We start from the raw sequence: 19,099 nt of genomic DNA, 5'->3' as shown, positions 1-19,099 counted from the left end.
TTCGCAGCAAGGCCATGTTCGCAGCAAAGCCATCTTCGCAGCAAAGCCATGCGTTCGCAGCGTCGCGACGCATTCAGCGTCCGAGACATGTCCAGCGATCCCCTCTGAAATAGAGGGTGCAGGGAAGACCAGGCATCGGCTGATTCCTGCGGCCCCCGTGCGGAAAAGAATGCACGGGGCAGGAACCACAGGTTCAACCGGATGGCCCGGCCTTCCCTGCGCGACGGCTTTACAACTTATACGCGCTCTCCTCGGTGCACCGGGCTTGTTGGCCACCGTGTCGCACGACGCGCTCACGCGCGTCATGCTGGATACCAGCGTCGGGGTATCAGGACCACGCGACTTCGCCGTTCGCACCGGCTGCACTCGTCAGTCGCCGCCAGCACGCCCATCGCATCCCACCCCAACGCTTCTGACGATGCGCAGCGCCCCTCGTCGCCGAGGCGGGACGGGCACATCCAACCACGAATTCCGATAAAACGAAAGTCTAAAATTTGAGCAGGACGGCGCGACCGCGCCGATGTGCTTGAGGCTGCGGGCGAACTTCGTTTCTGGCCGCGACGGAGCGTGCTCGGATGTCGGCGATCAGGCCGCCGTCACTTGCGCCGGCCGGCGCCGGCGGAGCAGCAGCAGGATCACCACCGCGGCGCAGGAGCACACCAGGCTCAGCGCGAGCGGCGCGTTGCTGCCATAGCGGAGCAGCAGTTCGACGAGGATCGGCGCCGACACCGCCGAGAGCAGGTTGAGCGGCATGGCGATCTGGGCGGAGGCCCTGGCGAACGCCTCGTTGTCGTAGAACACCAGCGGCATGGTCGCGCGCGCCACGGCGAGCGCGCCGCTGCCGAGGCCATAGATCAGGATGAAGGCGGCGATGGCGGCATGCGAGCCGCCGCTCAGCATCAGCAGCAGCATCGCCACCGGCAGCGCCAGTCCGGCGACGATCGCGGTGGTGATGCCGTCCCAGCGGCCGCCGCCGAGGAAATCGATCGCGCGGGCGCTGATCTGGATCACCCCCAGCATCGAGCCGAAGCCGATCGCCTCGGCGGTGGACAAGCCTTCCGCCTTCAAGAGCTCGATCAGCACCGCGCCGAGGCCGAACGCCACGAAGGCGTTGAGTCCGGAGGCGCCGACCAGCAGATAGAAGGTGCTGCGCGCCGGCATTGCCGCGGGGATCGTCGCCGGCGCGTCCGACGACGGCGGCAGATGATCATGGACGCGACGCGGCAGCAGGAACACGAACAGCGGCAGCGACACCAGGAGCAGCAGGCCGGCATAGACGAGACAGGTGCTGCGCCAGCCGATCTGCGCCGACAGCGCCGAGGTGAGCGGCCAGAAGATGCTGCTCGACAGGCCCGTGACCAGCATCAGCGCGCCGATGGCGCTGCGGGCGCGCAGGCCCGCGATCTCGTTGAGCACGATGTAGGACGCGGTCGAGAGCGTCGCGCTGCCGGCGATGCCGAGCAGCAGCCAGGCCGCAAAATAGGAGAGCGGCCCCTGCGCGGCCGCCAGCAGCGCATAGCCGGGCGCCGCCAGCACGGTGCCGGCGATCATCACCCGCCGGCCGCCATGCTTGACGAACGGCCGCGCCAACAGCGGCGAGCACAGGCCCATCGACATGTAAAGCACCGACGTGCTGGCGAAGATCGCGGTCAGGTCCATCGCCAGATCGGCCGCCATGGCGCGGCCGATCACCGCCGGCAGGCTGAGCGTGCCCCAGGCGATCAGCTGGGTAATGGCCAGGACGATCAGGACGCGCAACAGGGAGGGGTCGGCGATGACGGGCGGCATTTCGGGGGGATGGCACGGCAGGACGGATGGCGCCTGGACGCGACGCACGGCGCGACCTTGCTTTTAGAGCATTCCGGCCGGGTCAGCCCCGCTGTTTCGGAATTGCCGCCAGCCACGGATGGGAGGCTCGCGGCGATGCGCCGGGCGCCGGCCGCCGACGCCGGAGCAGCAGCAGCATGAGCAGCGCCGCTGAGGAGCACAGCAGCGTCACACCCAGCAGCGCGTTGCTGCCGTAGCGGGTGAGCAGCGCGACCAGGATCGGCGCGGAGACGGCCGAGAGCAGGTTGAGCGGCAGCGCCATCCGGGCGGATGCCTTGGCGAACGCCGCCTTGTCATAGAAGACGAGCGGCATCGTGGCTCGCGCCACGGCCAGCGCGCCGCTGCCGAGGCCATAGATCAGGATGAAGACCGCGGCCACCGCATAGGATCCGCCGGCCACGATCAGGAGCAGCATGGCCACCGGCAATGCGCCGCCGGCGGCGAGCGCGGTGGTGATGCCGTCCCAGCGGCCGCCACCCAGCAGATCGAGGGCGCGGGCGCTGATCTGAACGACGCCCAGCATCGATCCGAGACCGATCGCTTCCACGGCCGTGAGTCCCTCGGCCTTCAGCAGTTCGATCAGCACCGCGCTCAGCCCCATCGATACGAAGGCGTTGAGACCGATCGCCACGACCAGGAGATGGAACGTGCCCGGCGAGGGTGCCTCCCCCGGGAGCCCCGCGGCGCTGGCCGGAGCCAGCCCATGATCGGGCCGCCCCTGCGGCAACACGAAGATCAGCAGAGGTAGCGAAACGAGCAGCAGCAGGCCGGCATAGACGAGGCATGTGCCGCGCCAGCCGATATGGGCCGCGATGACCGAGCCGACCGGCCAGAAAATGCTGCTCGACAGGCCGGTCACCAGCATCAGCGCGCCGATCGCGCTACGCGCCCGCGATCCGGCGACCTCGTTCAGCACGATGTAGGCAGCCGTCGACAGCGTCGCGCTCCCGGAGATGCCGAGCAGCAGCCAGGCTGCAAAATAGGCGATAGGTCCGTGCGCTGCCGCCAGCAACGCATAGCCGGGCGCGGCCAGCAGCGTGCCCGCGATCATCACAAGCCGGCCGCCATAGCGGACGAACGGACGCGCCAGCAGCGGTGAGCACAGGCCCATCGCCATGTACAGGACCGAGCTGCCGGCGAAGACCGCGGTCAGGTCCATCTCGAGATCGGCCGCCATGTCGCGGCCGAGCACCGCCGGCAGACCGAGCGTGCCCCAGCCGATCAATTGCGTGATGGCCAGCACGCCGAGAGCCGTCAGGACTTTTCGTTCTGAGATCAACGTTCGGCACCGCAATGTCACGATCCTGCCCGGGCGACACTAAGCAGAGATCATGACAGTCGAAGCGACCTGGACCGTTCCCGCATTGGAATGCTTCAAGATGGCCGGGGGTACGGCGGCACGACCAGCTGGCATGAGGTGGCGCAGCGTCGCCGGACGGCCTTGCAAGGAGAGCAGCGACACCCGACGCCGCATCCGGCAGGCGCGAAGCGAGACCCGCTGTCTGCACTGTCCCATAGCGGGATCGGCGGATGGCCGCTCTTGCGGCACGTGAGGGAATGTTACTACTGTGCGGGCTCGTGCCTTGGGGGTCCCGTCCTTCGCGATGACCGGTTGTGGACTGGATCCATTGCGAGTTTCGTCGGCTTCACGGGACAGGCCCGATCGTTACGGAGCAGAAGCTGTGTCGAAACCGGAAAGCTTCCCGATCGAAAAGATCTACGTCCCCGAGAAGAGAAGGAAGGCCCTCAAACCCGACGTGGTGCAGGAACTGGCGGAGAGCATTCTGGACATCGGACAGCAGGACCCGATCGTCGTTCGGCGCGAGAAGGACCGCTTCGTCCTGGTCGAAGGGCTGCACCGGCTGGAAGCGTGCAAGGCGCTCGGGGAACGCGCCATCACCGGACTGCTGGTCTCGGCCGAGGAGGCACGTCAGAAGCCATCGTCGCAGGATGACGACCCGGAACGGCAGAAGATGGAGCGGCTGCGAAAGCTCCGTCTCGAAAAGGAGGCGGCGGAGAAGCTGGCCGCAGCTGCGCCGCGTCCGCGAGAACTCCAGGACAGGAGCGTCCGCAGCAACGTGACAGCAACCTCCAAACCACCACGCGGCGACCGTGCGGCATCGACACCCAGGACGTTGTCGGATTGGATCAAGCAACAGGAGCGCAGCGGCGGCCGCTACTGACGAGCCAGCGGGCGCCAGCTCCGACCGACGATCGTAGCCCGCATGTTGCGCGCCGACTGGCGGAGAGAGTGGGATTCGAACCCACGGTACGGTTTCCCGCACACACGCTTTCCAAGCGTGCGCCTTAAGCCACTCGGCCATCTCTCCGGCGGCCTTCTCTTGGCGGGGTCGGCCGCGTTTTGCAAGCCGGGCGGAGCGCTTTCGGCCAAATTTCCTCCAAATCGTTGATAAGGATCGAAAATTGGCTGTGTCCCCGGGGCGATTCGGGGCCGTTTCAGGGCTCCGGACGCGGCGGGTGAACCAACCGTTGCGGTGTCACGACCACTGATTTGCGGCTCCCGATCGGGGCCGCCCCACGAGGGACCGCCGCCATGCCGTCATTCACCCCTGCCCGCCTCGCCATTCTGCTGACGGCGGTCGTGAGCCTCGCCGCTACCAGCGCGGCGCGGGCCGATCAATGCACCAAGCAGGGTGTCGACGTGACCTGCGACGACGGACGCAAGGGGATCTGGCAGGGCGACGCCATCCTGTGGCCAGACGGGACCAAGTCCAGCCTGAAGCCGCATCCGTCCGTCATCGTCGGCAACAAGGCGTCGGTGGTCGTCGGGCCCGGCGTGTTCGTCGGCCAGGGCAAGGGCATGGTCCCGATGGACAATCCGAGTTCGCCGAACAAGCTGCGCTGCGCCGTGCTCGACGGCGTCTCCTACTGCCACTGAACGCCGCCGCAACCCGCTGCAGCGACGATCAGCGCCATGCGTTCAATGGTAGCGCTGCCCGGGCGACAGCATGCGACCGCTCAGCAATCCCGCAGGCGCCGCCGGCAGCGGCTCGATCTCGACCTCGGCGGCGTCACCGTCCTGCAGCGCTTCGACGAAATCGGCAAACCATTGCTGGATCGAACGGCCGCGCAGCTTCGTCATCATGACCTCATGGCGCATGCGCCGCTCGTTGAGCGGCATCGACAGCGCCATCGCGATCGTCCGCGCCATTCCGTCGATGTCATGCGGATTGACCAGCAGCGCCGTGTCGAGCTCGTTGGCGGCGCCGGCAAATTTCGACAACACCAGCACGCCGGGATCGACCGCACTCTGTGCGGCGACATATTCCTTCGCCACCAGGTTCATGCCGTCGTGCAGCGGCGTCACGACGCCGACCTGCGCGCTGCGATAGAGGCCGGCCAGCACACCCTGGCCGTAGCCCTTGTTGAGATAGCGGATCGGCGTCCAGTCGACCTCGCCGTGGCGGCCGTTGACGTCGCTGACAAGGCGCGCCATTTCGCTCTGCAGATTGCCATAAGCCTCGATCGATTCGCGCGACGGCGTTGCGATCTGCAGCAGCGACACCGCGCGCAACAGCGTCGGATGCATCGTCCACATCCGGTCGAAGGCATTGATGCGGTTGACGAGGCCCTTGGAATAATCGAGCCGGTCGACGCCGATGGCGAGCTTCTCGCCATGCAGGCTGCGGCGCAGCCGCGACACGTCGGGATGCGATGCCGCCTTCGCGGCGGCGGCGGCGAACTTTTCGGCGTCGATGCCGATCGGAAATACGTCCAGCCGGGTGCGGCCGTGACGCGATTTGACGATCCCGTCGCGCACCTGCAGGCCGAGATCGGCGCGCAGACAGGCGATGAAATTCTCGCGGTCGTCCTCGGTCTGAAAGCCGATGAGATCATAGGCGAGCATCGCGGTGACGAGATCGCGGTGATTCGGGACGCTGTCGATGACGCTGCGTGCGGGCCACGGCGTATGCAGGAAGAACCCGATCGGGCTCTTGATGCCGAGCGCTCGCAATTCCGCGCCAAGTGACAGGAAGTGATAGTCCTGAATCCAGAACAACGTATCCGGCTTGTGGAACCGCAGCAGCGCGCGCGCCACGAAGCCGTTGACCTCGCGATAGGAGCGATAGTCGTCGTGCGAGACGCTGATCAGATCACTGCGCGAATGCAGCGCCGGCCACAGCGCCGAATTGGCGAAGCCTTCATAATAGCCGGCATAGTGCGCAGCCGGCAGATCCAGCAGCGTCACGGCGCCTTTGCCCAATTGTTCGATCTGCGCGATCGGTTCCCGCTGCGCGCCGTCGCGCACACGGCCCGATGAACCCACCCAGACTGCCCCTGAATTTTCCACAACAGGCAGCAGAGCTGCCGCAAGTCCGCCGGTCATTGGCTCGTTGGCCTTGCCACGCGCCACCCGATTCGAAACCACGACGAGGTTCACAGCTCCCTCCTGTTGGTCATGTCGGTTAACAGCTGTTCATCTATATGGTTCCGGGCCACCCTTTCAACCAATTGAAACCAAATTCGGGCAACTGCGCGGTGCAATCACAGCGCAGTTGGGATCAGAGCATTTCTAATCAAGAACAGCGCACATCTTCGCTGAGAACGACACGCAGATGGAACTAACAATGGAACTATGATCGTGCTGCAGCGGCGCGGCAGCGTTGATGCATCTCAGTTCCCCGTGAGCCTTGCCAGGAACGCGCGAACGTCGTCCGGTGCGTCGAAATGTCCATCGACGCCGAGCGCGCGGCGGCCGACAGAGAACGACAGGCCCGCGAAATCGGGCATGATCGCAAAGACGGTCTCATCGGTGACGTCGTCGCCAATGAAGAACGGTCTGCGTCCCTTGAACGGCGCGTGCTGCATCAGTTCGCGCACGCCGGTCGCCTTGGTGAAGCCGGCATGCTTGATCTCGCAGACGCATTTGCCGGGCAGCACCTCGATCGCCGCACCCGGCAGCTCGGCGCGAATGCGTGACACCTCTTCGTAGATCGCCTTCTCGGCCTGCGGCGCGAGGCGATAGTGCAGCGCCAGCGAGTAGCCTTTGTCTTCGAGCAGAATGCCGGGACTGAGTTTGGCGATCGCAGCCAGCCTGCGCTTCAGCTCCTTGTCCATCGGCGGGGCCTGGATGGCATCGGCCTCGCCGGCAATGGCCAACCGCATTTCCGCGCCGTGGCCGCCCACGGCCGGATAGACGGCCGGCGCGAAGATCAGATCGATATCGTTGAGCGAGCGACCGCTGACCAGCGCCAGCGCGCCCGAGGTGCGTTCAAGCAGTGCAGTCAACGTCTCCGTCAATGCCGGCGGCACCCACACCTCGCGCGGTGTCGGCGCGAGATCGAGCAAGGTGCCGTCGATGTCGAGCAGGATCGCGACCTCGCGAAGATGCGGCACGAGGCTCAGGGGTGCCGGGACTGCGGCGGGCGCGTCGTTGGATGGCGCGGACATTTGTCGTGCGATCAGTTCGGAATTCTCGGACATTGCCAGTCTACTCCATGACGGCGAGCGGACGCGCCACCTCTTCGAGCGACTTGCGCTCGGCCGCGATCGCATACAACCAGGCGACGACCGCCGCCACCACCATCAGCGCCGCACCGGACAGATAGCCGGCGAAGACGGCGCCGCGCGCGCCACTGTCGAGCAGGACGCCGAACAGCGCCGGCCCCGCGACGCCACCGATGCCGGTGCCGATGGCATAGAACAGCGCGATCGCGAGCGCCCGCACTTCGAGTGGAAAATTCTCCGACACCGTGAGATAGGCCGCGCTCGCCGCCGGTGACGCGAAGAAGAAGATGACCATCCATGCGGCGGTCTGCGTCTGCGCGCTCAGGACCCCGATCGAGAACAGATAGCCGGTCAGCGCCAGCAGCACGCCGGAGGCGCCGTAAGTGAAGGTGATCATGGCGCGGCGCCCGAGCGTATCGAACAGGCGGCCGAGCAGCAGCGGCCCGAGCACGTTGCCGGCTGCGAACGGCAGGATGTACCAGCCGACATGATCGGATTTGATGCCATAAAAATCGGTGAGCACCAGCGCGAAGGTGAAGAAGATCGCGTTGTAGAAGAACGCCTGCGCGATCATCAAGGTGAGGCCGACCAGCGAGCGTTGGCGGTAGACCGAGAACAGCGTGTGTGCCACCTCCCGCAACGGCGTGTGGTCGCGCATGCGCAGCCGCATCGTCGGCAATTCCTTGGCGCGCGCCTCGCGGTCATGGCCGGTGACGTCGCGTTCGATCTCGGCCACGATCCGATGCGCCTCTTCGGGATGCCCGTGAATCATCAGCCAGCGCGGACTTTCTGGAATCCACATCCGCATCACCAGCACGACGAGGCCGAGACCGGCGCCGATGCCGTAAGCCAGCCGCCAGCCGAGATCGGGGCCTGCAATGTCGGGATCGAGCAGCACGATGGCGCCGACGGCGCCGAGGGCGGCGCCCAGCCAGAAGCTGCCATTGATTAGGAGATCGGTCCAGCCGCGATAGCGCGCCGGCACAAGTTCCTGGATGGTGGAGTTGATCGCGGTGTATTCGCCGCCGATCCCGGCACCGGTGAGGAAGCGAAACAGCGCGTAGGTCGCGACGTTCCAGGACAGCGCGGTCGCCGCCGTCGCGGACAGATAGAGCGCCAAGGTGATGAAGAACAGCTTCCGTCGACCGATGCGGTCGGTGAGCCAACCGAAGCCGAGCGCGCCGATGACGGCGCCGGCGAGATAGGCGCTGTTGGCAAGGCCGATGTCGAGATTCGAGAAGCGCAGCGCAGGGCTCTGCTTCAGCGCGCCCGACAAGGCGCCGGCCAAGGTCACCTCGAGCCCGTCGAGCACCCAGGTGATACCGAGCGCGAGCACGACGCGGGTATGGAACGGGCTCCAGCGGAGATCGTCGAGCCGGGCGGGAATATTGGTCTCGATGACCCGGTCGCTGGCGAGCGCGTCACGCGGCGTCTCGCCGGATTGCGGCGCTGACGTGACGACACGGAGATTGGGTGCGGATACCTGCCGGGGTGCCATGGAATCCCAATGCGACGGCGCAGGTCGCACCGCATGTTTGACCAGAGAGGATGAAGCAAATGCGGCGGCAAAGCGCTGCCACTGCGACTCAACGTCTCGCAGGGTGCGGGGTTCCCGGGAATGCGGCGCGGGAACTATACTCGATCTTCCGGTAACGGGTCTCGTTCGTGACGTATCCCGGTGGAGCCTCAATCAAAGTGTCGTCCCGGGCAAGTGAGCGCAGCGAGCGCGACCCGGATCCACACCGCGTGATCCCTGATTGAGCCGCGCAACTGATACCGTCCGCCAAACCACTGCTGCGGCCTAGGGTCCCCGCGTTCGCGGGGACGACAGCGAATGCCGGGTGGGCTGATGCCACCTCGCAGGCATTTGCGGCCCGACCAGCCTAACTCCGTCCCGGCAAGCCTACGCCGCGCGGATGTTCGACATGAAGCGGTTGAGCTCTTCGCGCAGGCGGGCGCTCTCCGACGACAGCGACTGGGCCGAACGCAGCACATTCTCCGAGGCCACGCCGGTCTGGGTCGCACCGTGATTGACCTCCGTGAGGTCGGACGCCGCCTCCTGCGTGCCCGCGGCGACGCTCTGCACGTTCTTCGCGATTTCCTCGGTCGCGCCGCCCTGCTGCTGGACCGCGGTCGCAATCGAGGACGCGATGGTCGAGATCTGGCGGATGGTGCCGCCGATCTGCTTGATCGCCGTGACCGACTCCTGGGTGGCCGCCTGCATGCCGGAGATGTGGTTGGAGATGTCGTCGGTGGCCTTGGCGGTCTGCTCCGCCAGCGACTTGACCTCGGAGGCAACGACCGCGAAACCACGGCCGGCATCGCCGGCACGTGCGGCCTCGATGGTGGCATTCAGCGCCAGCAGATTGGTCTGCTCGGCGATCGCGGTGATCAGCTTGACGACGTCGCCGATCTCCTGCGCGGCGCGCGACAACTTGCCGATGCGGCCGTCGGTCTCCTCGGCCTGCGCCACGGCGGATTCCGCGATCCGGCTGGACTCGCGAACCTGGCGGCCGATCTCATTGACCGAAGCCGACAGCTCCTCGGTCGCGCTCGCCACCGAATGAATGCGGCCGGTGGCCTGGTCGGACGTACCGCTGACCCGGCTCGCGAGCGTCTGGGTGGTTTCGGCCGTCCGCGTGAGGGTGGAGGCGGCATGCTCGAGCTGCTGCGCCGAGGTCGACACGTTGGAGACGATCGAGCCCACCGCAGATTCGAATTCGTCGGCGAAGCGGATCAGCTCGGCCCGGCGCGCCGCGCCAGCCGCCTGGCTCTGGGCATCCTGAGCCGCGGCGTCGCGCTCCGCCTTGGCGACCGCCTGCAACTTGAACTCCTCGACGGCAGCGGCCATCTCGCCGACCTCGTCGGCGCGGCCGAGACCCGGCAGCCGAACGTCGAAATTGCCGGAGGCAAGCTCGCGCATGGCCTTGCACATCGTGATCATCGGCCTGGAGATGCCGTTGCCGAGCATCAGCGCCAGCGCGGCGCCGAGCGCCAGGCCGCCGACAGCCAGGATCGCGATCAGCCGCTCGATCTCGGCGATGGTAGCATGGGTGGACAGCTCGATGCGCTGCTGGTCGGACGCGAGGTCGGACCGCAGGCCGTTTGAGAGGCTGAGAATCTCGGTCGCCGCACCGCCCATGTCCTGCACCAGCTTCGCCAGTGCCTTGGAATTGTCCGAGAACTTGATGAAGGCGGCGCGATACTGCTTGATCAGGTCGCCGAGTTCGGTGACGCGCTGCGTGATCTTTTCGTCGCTGGAATAGATCGTCACCAGCGACGTCTCCAGGAATCGCGTCCGGGCAATGGCGCCATCGGCCGTCTTCGGATCCGGCTTGGCCAGGAAGGTGCCGATCAGGGCCGAGGCGGTCAGATACTGGCCGGTGAGGTCCTTGGCGGTGGTCTGTACCGCCGGAAGGCCCGCCAGCGCCGCCGTATCGGCCAGATCGTCGAACTTGAAGCGAATCTTGTTGCCGATGATCCCGATCTGGTCGGTTGCCACCTTGGCGTTGTCGCGGGTCAAGGTGACGATTTCGGAGAATATCCTGGCGAAGGTCTGAAACTGCGCCTGCAGCTTGCCGAGCTGCGCGCGGCGGTCCGCCGCGCGGGTCGCCGCCATGGCCTTGTCGATCGCCGCCTGCAACGATTGCTGGGCTGCGGTGGCGGCCGCTTCGTCCTCCGGCTTGCCGGTCAAGGCAAAATAGCGCGCCAGCGCCTGATAGGAGCCGAGCTCGCGGTCGATCGTCCTGGCGGCATCGGCTTCGGTCACGCTGACCCGATAGGAGTCGACGGCGGCGGCCACCTTCTCGAACCCGAGATAGGCGAAGCCGATGCTGGCGGCGGAAATCGCCAGCACGACGGCAAAGCCGAGAAAGATCTTGGCGCGGAAGCGCAGGGTCAGAAAATCGACACGCCGCGGCTGCGGCGCCAGATGCGCGGACATTCCCACCCCCGATAGCAGTCTTTATCGATTGAAGATCGCGTGAAGCCATCCGGCCGGCGGCTACGCACCCAGCCGTGATCAAAACTAGGCCACAATGGCTAAGGCGCGGTAAATGACCGGCACCGGATACTCTCTGCGCGCACGGTCGGGCCGGTGCCCGTTCGTGCAGCAGCGGCAGCTGCGACCGAATCGCCGCAGACCCGCGCAAGACGTCGCAATGACAACGGGGACGAAAATTCGAGTTGCAAAGTCCTGAGGGCGCTGTTTCTAATCAGAATAAGAATAATTCATCGGGAGGTTACTCGTGTCGACAGTCAAACTGACGGTGAACGGCAAGGCGGTCTCGGTCGAGGCCGAGGATCGCACCCTGCTGGTTCACCTGTTGCGGGACCATTTGAACCTGACCGGCACCCATGTCGGCTGCGACACCAGCCAATGCGGTGCCTGCGTCGTCCATATCGACGGCCGCGCCGTGAAGTCCTGCACCGTGCTGGCCGGACAGGCGGCGGGCGCCAACGTCACCACCATCGAAGGCATTGCCAAGGGCGACGAGCTGCATCCGATGCAGGCCGCCTTCCGTGACAATCACGGCCTGCAATGCGGCTATTGCACGCCGGGCATGATCATGTCGGCCATCGATATTGTGCACCGCCACGGGGGCGAGCTCGACGAGGCCACGGTGCGTGAGGAGCTGGAAGGCAACATCTGCCGCTGCACCGGCTATCATAACATCGTCAGGGCCGTGCTCGACGCGGCGGGCCGCATGAAGGTCGCCCAGGCCGCCGAGTAAGTCTGCCGAGTCCGGCCGCCGGATCAGCCGGCCGCAGACGTCTTTCAATCAAATACCGAGACCACGACCGCTGCGCGCGATGGCCGCCGCGGGACAACAGAACTCCGGTAGGGAGAGATTCGCATGGGTATGGAAGGCATTGGCGCGAGCGTCGTCCGCAAGGAAGACAAGCGTTTCATCACCGGCAAGGGCCGGTATGTCGACGACATCAAGCTTCTGGGCATGACCTATGCCCATTTCATCCGCAGCCCGCACGCGCACGCCAAGGTCAAGAGCATCGACGCCTCGGCCGCCGAAGCGATGCCGGGCGTGGTCGCGGTGCTGACCGGCAAGCAGATCGTCGACGACAAGGTCGGCAACCTGATCTGCGGCTGGGCCATCACCTCCAAGGACGGCTCGCCGATGAAGATGGGCGCATGGCCGGCGATGGCGCCGGAGACCGTGCGCTTCGTCGGCCAGGCCGTCGCCGTCGTGATCGCCGACAGCAAGAACCTCGCGCGCGACGCCGCCGAAGCGGTCGTGGTCGATTATGAGGAGCTGCCGGCGGTGGCCGACATGCCCTCCGCACTGAAGCCCGGCGCACCGCAGCTGCATCCGGAAGCGCCCGGCAACGTCGTCTATGACTGGCATATCGGCGACGAAGCCGCGGTCAACGCCGCCTTTTCCAAGGCCGCCAACGTCGTGACCCTCGAACTTACCAACAACCGGCTGGCCCCCAACGCGATGGAGCCGCGCGCGGCCATCGCCGACTATGACGCCGCCGAGGAGCATTTCACGCTCTACACGACGTCGCAGAACCCGCACGTCGCCCGCCTCGTGCTGTCGGCGTTCTACAACATCGCGCCCGAGCACAAGCTGCGCGTGATCGCGCCCGACGTCGGCGGCGGCTTCGGCTCCAAGATCTTCATTTATCCGGAAGAGATGGTGGCGCTGTGGGCCTCCAAGAAGGTCGGACGCCCGGTGAAGTGGACCGGCGACCGCACCGAGGCGTTCCTGACCGACGCGCACGGCCGCGACCACATCTCCAAGGCAGAGATGGCGTTCGACGCCGACCACAAGATCCTTGGTTTGCGGGTCAAGACCCACGCCAATTTCGGCGCCTACATGTCGTTGTTCTCGTCGTCGGTGCCGACCTATCTGTACGCGACCCTGCTGTCGGGGCAGTACAACATCCCGGCGATCTATGCCGAGGTGATGGGCGTCTACACCAACACCACACCGGTCGACGCCTATCGCGGCGCGGGCCGCCCCGAGGCGAGCTACCTGCTGGAGCGTCTGGTCGAGACCGCGGCACGTCAGTTCAAGATGGATCCGGCCGAGCTGCGGCGGAAGAACTTCATCACCCAGTTCCCGCACCAGACCCCGGTGATCATGGCCTACGACACCGGCGACTTCAACGCTTCGCTCGACGCGGCGATGAAGGCGATCGACTATGCCGGCTTCGCAGGCCGCAAGGAGGCCGCCAAGGCGCAGGGCAAGCTGCGCGGCATCGGCCTGTCCTGCTACATCGAGGCCTGCGGCATCGCGCCGTCGAAGGCGGTCGGCAGCCTCGGCGCCGGCGTCGGCCTGTGGGAATCGGCCGAGATCCGCGTCAACCCAGTCGGCACGATCGAGGTGCTCACGGGCTCGCACAGCCACGGCCAGGGGCACGAGACCACCTTCTGCCAGCTGATCGCTGACCGCCTGGGCGTGCCGATCAGCCAGGTCTCGATCGTCCACGGCGACACCGACAAGGTGCAGTTCGGCATGGGCACCTACGGCTCGCGCTCGGCCGCCGTCGGTCTCACGGCGATCCTGAAGGCGATGGAGAAGGTCGAGGCCAAGGCCAAGAAGATCGCGGCCCATGCGCTCGAAGCCTCGGAAGGCGACATCGTCATCGAGAACGGCGAGTTCAAGGTGACCGGTACCGACAAGTCGATCGCGCTGCCGATGGTCGCGCTGGCGGCCTACACCGCGCACAATCTGCCCGACGGGATGGAGCCCGGACTGAAGGAGACCGCCTTCTACGATCCGACCAACTTCACCTTCCCGGCCGGCACCTACATCTGCGAGCTCGAGGTCGACGAGGCCACCGGCAAGACGTCGTTCGTCAATTTCGTCGCGGCGGACGATTTCGGCCGGCTGATCAACCCGATGATCGTCGAGGGCCAGGTCCATGGCGGTCTCGTCCAGGGCATCGGCCAGGCGCTGCTCGAGCACGCGATCTACGACAGCAACGGCCAGCCGGTCACCGCGTCCTTCATGGACTATGCGATGCCGCGCGCCGACGACGTGCCGTCGTTCAAGCTCAGCCACACCACGACCCTCTGCCCGGGCAATCCGCTCGGCGTGAAGGGCTGCGGCGAGGCTGGCGCGATCGGCGCGTCCGCCGCCGTGATCAACGCGATCACGGATGCGATCGGCAACAACAAGCTGGAAATGCCGGCGACGCCGGACCGCGTCTGGCACGCGATCCACGGCAACGCCTGATCCAACGGGAGGAGCAACCATGTACCAGACGACTTATCATCGCGCCTCCTCGGTCGACGAAGCCGCGGCGCTGTTCTCCAAGGGCAGTGAGGCCAAGTTCCTCGCCGGCGGTCACACCCTGATCCCGGTGATGAAGCAGCGCCTCGCCAGCCCGTCCGATGTCATCGACATCGGCAAGATCAAGGATCTGATCGGCGTGCAGCTGTCGGGCGACACGCTCGTGATCAAGGCGGCGACCACCTACTACGACATCATGACCAATGCCGATGTGAAGAAGGCAATCCCCGCGATCGCCCATCTCACCTCGGTGCTCGGCGATCCCGCGGTGCGCGCCCGCGGCACGATCGGCGGCTCGATCGCCAACAACGATCCGGCGGCGGATTTCCCGGCGGCACTGATCTCGCTCGGCGCCACCGTGAAGACCAACAAGCGGTCGATCGCGGCGGAGGATTTCTTCAAGGGCCTGTTCACGACGGCGCTCGAGGACGGCGAGATCATCACCGAGGTGACGTTCCCGGTGCCGGAGAAGGCCGGCTACGCCAAGATGCGCCACCCGGCCTCGCGCTTCGCGCTGACCGGCGTGTTCGTCACCAAGACCAAGGGCGGCGATGTGCGTGTCGCGGCCACCGGCGCGTCGCAGAGCGGCGTGATGCGCGTCTCGGCGATCGAGGCGGCGCTGAAGTCGAACTGGTCGGCCGCGGCGATCGACGGCGTGGCCGTGTCGGCGTCGGGCCTGCTCAGCGACATTCACGGCTCCGCCGACTACCGCGCCAATCTGGTGAAGGTGATGGCGCAGCGCGCGGTGCAAGCGGCGGGCTGAGTGCACGACGCGGATCATTCCGCATCGCGGCAGAACAAATTCCACACGGCGCGCAGCGATGCGCGCCGTTTTGCTTTGCGGCATACGGCGCGCTTGCGTTGGCCTGATACAAGCGGGACAATTGGGCCATCAGGAAACGCCTTCGACGTGCGACGAGATCGAGCCGGTCTCGTCATGACAGCGCGATGAAAGAAGCCAAGGACACAACGACGTGCTCGACAAGACCGCACCCCAGACCGAGACCCGCGCCACCGGCCCTCTCGCCGGCTTCCGCATCGTCGAGTTCGCGGGCATCGGGCCGGGACCGTTCGCCTGCATGCTGCTGGCCGACATGGGTGCGGAAGTGGTGACGCTCGATCGCGTCGGCGCGCGAAAGACGATGAAGTCGGTCGCCGCCCGCGGCCGCAAGGTGATCGAGCTCGACCTGAAGGACAAGGCCGTCATCTCTGATGTGCTCGATCTTCTCGCCGGCGCCGATGCGCTGATCGAAGGTTTCCGCCCCGGCGTGATGGAGCGCCTCGGCCTCGGTCCCGATGTCGTGCTCGCGCGCAATCCAAGACTGGTCTACGGCCGCATGACCGGATGGGGCCAGGAAGGACCGCTGGCGCAAGCCGCCGGCCACGACATCAACTACATCTCGATCACTGGCGCACTCGCCGCGATCGGCCCGAAGGAGCGGCCGGTGCCGCCGCTCAACCTCGTCGGCGATTTCGGCGGCGGCGCGCTCTATCTCGTCGTCGGCGTGCTCGCCGCACTTCTGGAGGCGTCGAAGTCCGGCAAGGGCCAAGTGGTGGACACCGCGATGTGCGATGGCGCGGCGTCACTGCTCGCGATGTTCTTCGACCTCACCGCGATGGGCCGCTGGACCGAGGGACGCGAGCGCAACTTCCTCGACGGCGGCGCGCATTTCTATGGCGTCTACGAATGCGCCTGCGGCAACTTCATCTCAATCGGCTCGATCGAGCCGCAGTTCTACGCGCTGTTGCGCCAGCACGCCGACCTCTCCGATCCCGCCTTCGAGGCGCAGATGGATCCGCGCGCCTGGCCGGCGCTGAAGGAGAAGCTGGTGACGGTGTTCAAGAGCAAGACGCGCGAGGAATGGTGCGCCATCATGGAGGGCACCGACATCTGCTTCGCTCCGGTGCTCACGATGGCGGAAGCGCCCAAGCACGCGCACATGGCGGCGCGCGGTGTGTTCGTCGAGCGCCACGGCGTGACGCAGCCGGCACCCGCCCCGCGGTTCTCGCGCACGCCGTCGACCATCCGCGAGCCGGAGGTGGCGGAGATCGGAGCGGTAGTGAATGCGTGGCAGGCGGGACGATAAGCTCGATAGCCGCGATGCTGCCGACGCCGTGGCGTCAAATTCGGTGTCGTCCCTGCGAACGCAGGGACCCATAACCACCGACCGTTGTTTGGCGAAGACTGTCGACCACCGGAGCCGAACGATACATCACGCGGTATGGGTCCCGGGTCGGCGCCCGACGCCGCTGGCGCGACGCCGGGCTTGCCCGGGACGACAGCGGTTGTTGGGCAGCGTCTTGCCATCCATCACGCCGTCATTGCGAGCGAAGCGACGCAATCCAGTGGCCCTGATGGGAATCTGGATTGCTTCGTCGCTACGCTCCTCGCAATGACGGGCCCTACTCCGCCGCCTCGACCTTCAGCACGCCGCGGCGGATCTGGTCCTCCTCGATCGATTCGAACAGCGCCTTGAAGTTGCCCTCGCCAAAACCATCGTCGCCCTTGCGCTGGATGAACTCGAAGAAGATCGGGCCGATCGCGTTGGCCGAGAAGATCTGCAGCAGCACCTTGGTGTGGCCGCCATCGACGACGCCTTCGCCGTCGATCAGGATGCCGTTCGTTTTCAGGCGTGCCACATCCTCGCCATGCCCGGGCAGGCGCGCTGCGATGCGCTCGAAATAGGTCTCGGGCGGCGACGGCATGAACGGCAGGCCTGATGCGCGCAGGCCCTCGACGGTCGCGTAGATGTCGCGCGCGCCGCAGGCGATGTGCTGGATGCCCTCGCCGCGATAGATCGTCAGATACTCCTCGATCTGACCGGACTCGCCGGCATCCTCGTTGATCGGAATCCGGATCTTGCCGTCGGGGCTGGTCAGCGCGCGCGAGAACAGGCCGGAGGCGCGGCCCTCGATGTCGAAGAAGCGGATCTGGCGGAAGTTGAACAGTTTCTCATAGAAGCCGGTCCACACATCCATGCGGCCGCGATGCACGTTGTGCGTCAAATGATCGATGTAATAGAGACCGGAGCCCGCGGGGCGCGGGTCGCGCGCGCCGATCCACTCGAATTCGTGATCGTAAGCAGAGCCCTTGGCGCCGTAGCGGTCGACCAGATACAGCAGGCTGCCGCCGATGCCCTTCAGCGCGGGCACGTCGAGCGTATTCTGCTGCGGCGGCAGATCGGCCGGCTCGGCGCCGAGCGCGATCGCGCGCGCATAGGCCTTCTTGGCGTCGACGACGCGGAACGCCATCGACGGCGCGCACGGTCCGTGCGCGGCGACGAAGTCGTGCCCGTGAGTGCCGGGCTCCTCGTTGACGAGATAGTTGATGTCGCCCTGGCGATACAGCGTGATCGCCTTGGTCCGGTGGCGCGCGACCGCGGCAAACCCCATCAGCTCGAACAGCGCGTGCAGCTCGCTTGCGTTGGGGTGCGCATATTCGACGAACTCGAAGCCGTCGGTGCCCATGGGGTTGTCGGCGGAGATTGTGGCAGGCGGCGCATCGTGCGGAAACGGACCCATGGGCGGCAGCTCCTTTGGCTTGACCTGGAGATCATCGCCCAGATTCCCCGCATGAGGCATGCAAACCATTGTCATTTTCGCCTGAATATGCACGATCCGTGCACAATCGGGGGAATTGACGCATGATTTCGGTCGACAGCTTCGATCTCAAGATCCTGTCCGCGCTGCAGGATGACGGCCGGCTCACCAACCAGGAACTGGCCGATCTCGCCGGCCTGTCCGCCTCGCAATGCTCGCGGCGGCGGATGCGGCTGGAGGAGGACGGCGTCATCGCCGGCTATCGCGCCCAACTGGCCAGCCAGGCGCTCGGCTTCGAGCTGATCGCCTTCATCCAGATCACGCTGGCGACGCATTCGCCGGACAACGCCGAGAGGTTCCGCGCCCTGGTGAACCGCGTCGACGACATCCAGGAGGCTTATGCGCTGACCGGCGATTCCGACTATCTGCTCAAGGTGGTGCTGCGCGACCTGAAGAGCCTGTCCGACATCGTCAACAACGTGCTGATGCCGCACCAGAGCGTCGCGCATGTCCGCTCCTCGATCGTGCTCGACCGGCTCAAGGAGAGCGCCAAGCTGCCGCTGGGATCGCTGTCGGCCAGCTGACGGCATGGCGCGAATCGAGGGAATTCGGCCATTCAACAACGTGCCGGCTTCTGCGACACTCACGGCGTTCCAACATCTGCGAGACGACCATGGCGCTGCAGCTTCGCCCGAACTGCGAATATTGCGACAAGGACCTGCAGCCGTCGGCCACGGACGCGCGCATCTGCTCCTATGAGTGCACCTTCTGCACCGACTGCGTCGAGACCAGGCTGTTCAACGTCTGCCCGAACTGCGGCGGCGGCTTTGCGCCGCGGCCGATTCGGCCCGCGCACGAATGGCGGCCGGGCGTATGCACCCTACGCCAAGTGCCATCCGACCAGCGCGTACACCTGAAATATGCGGCCGAGGACGTCGCAGCATTCGTGGCAGGCGTCCGGAACGTGGTGCCGGAGGAGCGTTAGTCCTTCGTCATTGCGGGCG

At 66.1% G+C, this 19,099-nt stretch carries 15 protein-coding genes and 1 tRNA gene; 8 read left to right on the top strand and 8 right to left on the bottom strand.

Going from position 1 to position 19,099, the window contains the following annotated elements; genetic code table 11:
* Nucleotides 1-585: 585 nt before the first annotated feature.
* Nucleotides 586-1,788, bottom strand: coding sequence for an MFS transporter (locus ACQR1B_RS31630; RefSeq protein ID WP_434836776.1), 1,203 nt, complete (start codon nt 1,786-1,788; stop codon nt 586-588).
* A gap of 82 nt (nt 1,789-1,870) precedes the next feature.
* The gene (locus ACQR1B_RS31625; RefSeq protein ID WP_434836777.1) at nt 1,871-3,106 is read right to left on the bottom strand and encodes an MFS transporter; all 1,236 of its coding nucleotides are present in this window, start codon (nt 3,104-3,106) and stop codon (nt 1,871-1,873) included.
* A 403-nt stretch (nt 3,107-3,509) separates the two neighbouring features.
* Here ACQR1B_RS31625 and ACQR1B_RS31620 point away from each other — a divergent pair, with 403 nt between their 5' ends.
* Complete coding sequence (locus tag ACQR1B_RS31620; RefSeq protein ID WP_434836815.1) at nt 3,510-4,010, top strand: ParB N-terminal domain-containing protein; 501 nt, start codon at nt 3,510-3,512, stop codon at nt 4,008-4,010.
* A 57-nt stretch (nt 4,011-4,067) separates the two neighbouring features.
* Here ACQR1B_RS31620 and ACQR1B_RS31615 read toward each other — a convergent pair.
* Nucleotides 4,068-4,157: transfer RNA gene (locus tag ACQR1B_RS31615), tRNA-Ser, on the bottom strand.
* A 224-nt stretch (nt 4,158-4,381) separates the two neighbouring features.
* Between ACQR1B_RS31615 and ACQR1B_RS31610 the strand changes: the two genes are divergently transcribed.
* The gene (locus ACQR1B_RS31610) at nt 4,382-4,726 is read left to right on the top strand and encodes a hypothetical protein (protein ID WP_434836778.1); all 345 of its coding nucleotides are present in this window, start codon (nt 4,382-4,384) and stop codon (nt 4,724-4,726) included.
* Between the two features lie 42 nt (nt 4,727-4,768).
* Here the strand turns inward: ACQR1B_RS31610 and ACQR1B_RS31605 are convergent, their stop codons facing one another.
* The 4 genes from ACQR1B_RS31605 to ACQR1B_RS31590 form a co-directional block, all read right to left on the bottom strand.
* The gene (locus ACQR1B_RS31605) at nt 4,769-6,229 is read right to left on the bottom strand and encodes a trehalose-6-phosphate synthase (RefSeq protein WP_434836779.1); all 1,461 of its coding nucleotides are present in this window, start codon (nt 6,227-6,229) and stop codon (nt 4,769-4,771) included.
* A 233-nt stretch (nt 6,230-6,462) separates the two neighbouring features.
* Nucleotides 6,463-7,272, bottom strand: a complete 810-nt coding sequence (otsB, locus tag ACQR1B_RS31600) for a trehalose-phosphatase (protein ID WP_434836780.1) — start codon at nt 7,270-7,272, stop codon at nt 6,463-6,465.
* Nucleotides 7,273-7,279: 7 nt separating this feature from the next.
* On the bottom strand, nt 7,280-8,794 hold the full coding sequence (locus tag ACQR1B_RS31595; protein WP_434836781.1) for an MFS transporter: 1,515 nt from the start codon (nt 8,792-8,794) through the stop codon (nt 7,280-7,282).
* 405 nt (nt 8,795-9,199) lie between these two features.
* Nucleotides 9,200-11,239 (bottom strand): methyl-accepting chemotaxis protein, encoded by a 2,040-nt coding sequence (locus ACQR1B_RS31590; RefSeq protein ID WP_434836782.1) that lies wholly within the window; start codon nt 11,237-11,239, stop codon nt 9,200-9,202.
* Between the two features lie 304 nt (nt 11,240-11,543).
* Between ACQR1B_RS31590 and ACQR1B_RS31585 the strand changes: the two genes are divergently transcribed.
* The 4 genes from ACQR1B_RS31585 to ACQR1B_RS31570 all read left to right on the top strand — a co-directional run bounded on the left by ACQR1B_RS31585 (nt 11,544) and on the right by ACQR1B_RS31570 (nt 16,642).
* Nucleotides 11,544-12,029, top strand: a complete 486-nt coding sequence (locus tag ACQR1B_RS31585) for a (2Fe-2S)-binding protein (RefSeq protein ID WP_434836783.1) — start codon at nt 11,544-11,546, stop codon at nt 12,027-12,029.
* A 123-nt stretch (nt 12,030-12,152) separates the two neighbouring features.
* A complete protein-coding gene (locus ACQR1B_RS31580) occupies nt 12,153-14,498 on the top strand; it encodes a xanthine dehydrogenase family protein molybdopterin-binding subunit (protein ID WP_434836784.1) in 2,346 nt (781 codons plus the stop codon).
* A 19-nt stretch (nt 14,499-14,517) separates the two neighbouring features.
* Nucleotides 14,518-15,318: an FAD binding domain-containing protein gene (locus ACQR1B_RS31575; RefSeq protein ID WP_434836785.1), complete on the top strand. Its 801-nt coding sequence runs from the start codon at nt 14,518-14,520 to the stop codon at nt 15,316-15,318.
* A 211-nt stretch (nt 15,319-15,529) separates the two neighbouring features.
* A complete protein-coding gene (locus ACQR1B_RS31570; RefSeq protein ID WP_434836786.1) occupies nt 15,530-16,642 on the top strand; it encodes a CaiB/BaiF CoA transferase family protein in 1,113 nt (370 codons plus the stop codon).
* A 316-nt stretch (nt 16,643-16,958) separates the two neighbouring features.
* Here ACQR1B_RS31570 and hppD read toward each other — a convergent pair whose 3' ends face one another.
* Nucleotides 16,959-18,077, bottom strand: coding sequence for a 4-hydroxyphenylpyruvate dioxygenase (hppD, locus tag ACQR1B_RS31565; protein WP_434836787.1), 1,119 nt, complete (start codon nt 18,075-18,077; stop codon nt 16,959-16,961).
* A 122-nt stretch (nt 18,078-18,199) separates the two neighbouring features.
* Between hppD and ACQR1B_RS31560 the strand changes: the two genes are divergently transcribed.
* Nucleotides 18,200-18,679, top strand: a complete 480-nt coding sequence (locus ACQR1B_RS31560; RefSeq protein ID WP_434836788.1) for an Lrp/AsnC family transcriptional regulator — start codon at nt 18,200-18,202, stop codon at nt 18,677-18,679.
* Between the two features lie 89 nt (nt 18,680-18,768).
* The gene (locus ACQR1B_RS31555) at nt 18,769-19,080 is read left to right on the top strand and encodes a DUF1272 domain-containing protein (protein WP_434836789.1); all 312 of its coding nucleotides are present in this window, start codon (nt 18,769-18,771) and stop codon (nt 19,078-19,080) included.
* The last annotated feature ends 19 nt before the right edge of the window (nt 19,081-19,099 follow it).

The sequence above is a fragment of the Bradyrhizobium oligotrophicum genome (assembly GCF_051168495.1).
Classification (GTDB): Bacteria; Pseudomonadota; Alphaproteobacteria; order Rhizobiales; family Xanthobacteraceae; genus Bradyrhizobium; species Bradyrhizobium oligotrophicum_A.
This window is presented reverse-complemented; position numbering and strand designations above follow the sequence as displayed.

Bases quoted from the DNA above. Each gene is read 5' to 3' on its own strand.
- ACQR1B_RS31560 (WP_434836788.1), top strand. From the start codon at position 18,200: ATGATTTCGGTCGACAGCTTCGATCTCAAGATCCTGTCCGCGCTGCAG.
- ACQR1B_RS31595 (WP_434836781.1), bottom strand. From the start codon at position 8,794: ATGGCACCCCGGCAGGTATCCGCACCCAATCTCCGTGTCGTCACGTCA.
- ACQR1B_RS31555 (WP_434836789.1), top strand. From the start codon at position 18,769: ATGGCGCTGCAGCTTCGCCCGAACTGCGAATATTGCGACAAGGACCTG.
- ACQR1B_RS31580 (WP_434836784.1), top strand. From the start codon at position 12,153: ATGGGTATGGAAGGCATTGGCGCGAGCGTCGTCCGCAAGGAAGACAAG.
- ACQR1B_RS31610 (WP_434836778.1), top strand. From the start codon at position 4,382: ATGCCGTCATTCACCCCTGCCCGCCTCGCCATTCTGCTGACGGCGGTC.
- ACQR1B_RS31590 (WP_434836782.1), bottom strand. From the start codon at position 11,239: ATGTCCGCGCATCTGGCGCCGCAGCCGCGGCGTGTCGATTTTCTGACC.
- otsB (WP_434836780.1), bottom strand. From the start codon at position 7,272: ATGTCCGAGAATTCCGAACTGATCGCACGACAAATGTCCGCGCCATCC.
- hppD (WP_434836787.1), bottom strand. From the start codon at position 18,077: ATGGGTCCGTTTCCGCACGATGCGCCGCCTGCCACAATCTCCGCCGAC.
- ACQR1B_RS31630 (WP_434836776.1), bottom strand. From the start codon at position 1,788: ATGCCGCCCGTCATCGCCGACCCCTCCCTGTTGCGCGTCCTGATCGTC.
- ACQR1B_RS31575 (WP_434836785.1), top strand. From the start codon at position 14,518: ATGTACCAGACGACTTATCATCGCGCCTCCTCGGTCGACGAAGCCGCG.